Below are 342 nucleotides of genomic sequence, written 5' to 3'. Positions count from 1 at the left end.
AGGATTCGAAAAAAACTTGAAATAACTCATCGACTGAGTCGATCAACCATTCTTTACGCTTACGTTTAACCCATGCCCACATCTGTTCTATAGGATTTAAATCAGGGCTGTATGCAGGAAGCCAAAGGATTTTATGCCCTTGTTGTTCCAATAACTCCTGAATATCTGCTCTTTTATGAAATGCTGCATTATCCATAACCACTACACTATTTTCTGGTAATGCTGGTATGAGGAATTGCTCTATCCAAAAATGAAAAACATCTGAATTGATTTTGCAGTCAAATAAACCGACTGAAAATAACTTACCCTCATGGATTGCTCCAATGGCATTGGTCTGATTCT

1 protein-coding gene is annotated in these 342 nt (G+C 37.4%); it reads right to left on the bottom strand.

Annotated features, from left to right (window positions below; all coding sequences use genetic code 11):
* A partial coding sequence (locus ACEWB7_RS18805; protein WP_411581203.1) for a transposase occupies positions 1-342 on the bottom strand: 342 nt, incomplete at both ends.

The organism is Acinetobacter sp. NIOH-H-8 (genome assembly GCF_046635365.1).
Taxonomy (GTDB): domain Bacteria; phylum Pseudomonadota; class Gammaproteobacteria; order Pseudomonadales; family Moraxellaceae; genus Acinetobacter.
The sequence above is the reverse complement of the archived record's forward strand: the minus strand, read 5'-3'. Positions and strand labels throughout refer to the sequence as shown.